Source organism: Burkholderia sp. E168m23 (assembly GCF_016586125.1).
GTDB lineage: Bacteria > Pseudomonadota > Gammaproteobacteria > Burkholderiales > Burkholderiaceae > Burkholderia > Burkholderia orbicola.
Window position 1 is genome coordinate 1 of the sequence record NZ_BCPP01000860.1, and the last position, 3098, is coordinate 3098.

The 3098-nt window shown below is 63.1% G+C and carries 4 protein-coding genes; 1 reads left to right on the top strand and 3 read right to left on the bottom strand.

The features are described 5' to 3' along the window. The 3 genes from gph to ompA form a co-directional block, all read right to left on the bottom strand. Positions 1–676 (bottom strand): phosphoglycolate phosphatase (gene gph, locus JMF90_RS30895; RefSeq protein ID WP_201325864.1); only part of this gene is annotated, 676 nt, incomplete at its 3' end. A gap of 13 nt (positions 677–689) precedes the next feature. Next, a complete protein-coding gene (gene ubiG / locus JMF90_RS30900; protein WP_023475819.1) occupies positions 690–1388 on the bottom strand; it encodes a bifunctional 2-polyprenyl-6-hydroxyphenol methylase/3-demethylubiquinol 3-O-methyltransferase UbiG in 699 nt (232 codons plus the stop codon). Between the two features lie 152 nt (positions 1389–1540). Next, positions 1541–2209, bottom strand: a complete 669-nt coding sequence (gene ompA, locus JMF90_RS30905; protein ID WP_006476579.1) for an outer membrane protein OmpA — start codon at positions 2207–2209, stop codon at positions 1541–1543. Positions 2210–2733: 524 nt separating this feature from the next. Here ompA and JMF90_RS30910 point away from each other — a divergent pair. Next, a partial coding sequence (locus JMF90_RS30910) for a DNA gyrase subunit A (RefSeq protein ID WP_305790765.1) occupies positions 2734–3098 on the top strand: 365 nt, incomplete at its 3' end.

Here is a 3098-nt window from a genome sequence, read left to right on the forward strand (position 1 = left end):
GCGTCGTGCCGACGAGGTGCTGGGCTTGCCAGTCGGCCGGCGCGATACCGTCGCCGCAATAGCCGTATGCGGCCGCGACCGTAGCCATGCCCGCGGCGCTGCCGGCCTGGATGTCGCGCAGGTCGTCACCCACGTAGACGATACGCTCGGGCGCGAGTGTCAGTTGCTCGGCGGCATGCAGCAGCGGGGCCGGATGCGGTTTCGAGTGCGGTGTTGTGTCGCCCCCGACGACGCAGGCGGCGCGCGGCGCGAGGCCGAGCAGCTCGACGAGCGGTGCGGTGAGCCGCATCGCCTTGTTCGTGACGATGCCCCAGCGTACGCCGCGCGCATCGAGTTCGTCGAGCACGTCGCCGATGCCGGGGAACAGCGTCGTATGCACGCACAGATCGGTCGCGTAGTTGGCCAGGAACTCGTCGCGCATCGCTTCGTAGCCGGGCGTGTGAGGATCGATGCCGAACGCGCCGCCGAGCAGGCCGCGCGCGCCGGCCGAGGCCAGCGGCCGCAACACGTCGAGCGACGTTTCGGGCAGGCCGCGCTCGCGCTGCATCTTGTTGACGGCTGCCGCGAGGTCGGGCGCCGTGTCGGCGAGCGTGCCATCCAGATCGAACAGGACCGCATCGCAGTGCAACAGGCGCGGTTCGTCTGCGATCCGCGCGGTCGAAAGGGGAGTCGTCATGCCGGGTGGAGGGTCACGCGCCGCGACGGCACGCAACCAGGTAGTTGATGTCGGTGTCGTTCGACAGCGCGAAGCGCTTGCCGATCGGGTGGTACGTGATGCCCTTGATCTCGACGATGTGCAGATCCGTCGCGCGCACGAAGCCGGCCAGTTCCGACGGGCGGATGAACCGCGCGTAATCGTGCGTGCCCTTCGGCAGCATTTGCGCGATGTATTCCGCGCCGATCACGGCGAACAGGTAGGACTTCAGGTTGCGGTTCAGCGTCGAGAAGAACACCCAGCCGCCCGGTTTCACGAGCGTCGCGCACGCGGCCACGATGTCGCCGGGCGACGGTACGTGCTCGAGCATTTCCATGCATGTGACGACGTCGTAGGTGCCCGGTTCGCGCGCGGCGATTGCTTCGGCGGCGATCGCCTCGTACTCGACCGAAATGCCGCTTTCGAGGCTGTGCAGGTCGGCCACGCCGAGCGCCTCGGTCGACAGGTCGATGCCTTTCACCTGGGCGCCGAGCCCGGCCATCGATTCGGACAGGATGCCGCCGCCGCAACCGATGTCGAGTGCGCGCTTGCCGGCCAGGTGCGCATGCGCGTCGATCCAGCCGAGCCGGACCGGGTTCAGGTCGTGCAGCGGTTTGAATTCGGCATTCGGATCCCACCATCGGTGGGCGAGGTCGCTGAATTTCTGGAGTTCGTGCGGATCGGCGTTGGTCATGTCGGCAAACGGGCTACGAGAGGAGGGCGGTGCTTCGGTGCGTCAGCCCCGAGTATATAAGCGGGCGGACGACGAGGCCAGCGAGCGCCTGGACGGGCGTCAATGAAAAAGCCCCGCCGGAGCGGGGCTTTGAAGCAGTCGAAAACCGCGGCTTAGTTTGCCGGAACGGTCGTCTTCTGCACTTGCTGCGTACCAACCACTTCGACTTCCACGCGGCGGTCCGGTGCGAGGCAGGCGATGAGTTGCTTGCGGTTCTTCTGGTTGCAGCCAGTCGTAACCGGGTTGCGCTTGCCCTTGCCTTCCGTGTAGATCTTGTTGGCCGGCACACCCTTGCTGACCAGGTACGACTTCACGGCTTGCGCACGGCGCAGCGACAGACGGTCGTTGTACTTGTCCGAACCGATGCGGTCCGTGTAGCCCGTTGCGACGACCACTTCCGTGTTCATGCCTTCGATCTTCGAAGCCAGTTCGTCCAGCTTTTGCTTGCCCAGCGGCTTGAGCGTTGCCTTGTCGAAGTCGAACAGTGCGTCAGCTTGATACGTGATCTTCTGGCTCGTGATGGCCGGAGCGACCGGAGCGACCGGCGGCTGCGGTGCCTGGGCGACCAGTGCGCCATCGCACTTCGCGTTGGCGGTGGCCGGCGTCCAGAACGCATCGCGCCAGCAGAGCTCGTTCGTGCCGTTCATCCACACCCATTCGCCCGTGCCGTTCACCCAGTTGTCATTGACGGCTTGACGCGACGCCGGCACCGACTGTGCCGAAGCGGATGCAGCCATAACTGCGGTAGCTGCAATGAACGCGAGCTTTGAAAGTTTATTCATATTTCTCCTCTCGAAATTGAGATTACCGCAGGTTTACTGCGAGCCTGTTGACGGTGACAAGTCATACATTGCTCGAAGTATAACATTGGTGCGGCACAAAAAACGCGGCACCGCTCTGTGTAGACTTCGAGCAGCGTCTAACTTTCAGTGCGTTGGCATTTTGCCATATCGTTCCCTTCCTACGAAAAAAAATCCTCCCCACCCCAAGATCGCTTCAACTTTGTGGTGCATGCGCAACACCGGCCTGCCGTAACTTTTAGAGATTGTCAAGAGCGGGGCGGCGAAATTGCGTGAATGCATGCAGTTGTTTACTCGTGCGCATGAAACGCGGGGGCGACCGCCTGCGACGTCGAGTCGCACGCGATTTCGGCCGATTCGCGGCGACCGCGATTTTTGCTGTTTACATATAGAGGGGGAGGCGGATTGGCGGCTGATGGGCGCATGTTAGAATCTCGCGTTGCGTTGCGCATGCAGCGCCCACGCGAAAGGCGTTCGCCGTCTTCGCTCCGAAACGATACGGATACATGGATCAATTCGCCAAAGAGACCCTGCCCACCTCCCTAGAGGAGGAAATGCGCCGTTCGTATCTCGATTACGCGATGAGCGTGATCGTCGGACGTGCCCTCCCGGATGTCCGCGATGGCCTCAAGCCCGTGCACCGGCGCGTGTTGTTCGCGATGCACGAACTGAACAACGACTGGAACCGCGCGTACAAGAAGTCGGCGCGTATCGTCGGTGACGTGATCGGTAAATATCACCCTCACGGCGATACCGCGGTCTACGACACGATCGTGCGGATGGCGCAGGACTTCTCGCTGCGCTACATGCTGATCGACGGGCAGGGCAACTTCGGCTCGATCGACGGCGACAATGCCGCGGCGATGCGTTA

Coding starts and splice junctions, on each gene's coding strand:
- ompA (WP_006476579.1), bottom strand. CDS start 2,209: ATGAATAAACTTTCAAAGCTCGCGTTCATTGCAGCTACCGCAGTTATG.
- ubiG (WP_023475819.1), bottom strand. CDS start 1,388: ATGACCAACGCCGATCCGCACGAACTCCAGAAATTCAGCGACCTCGCC.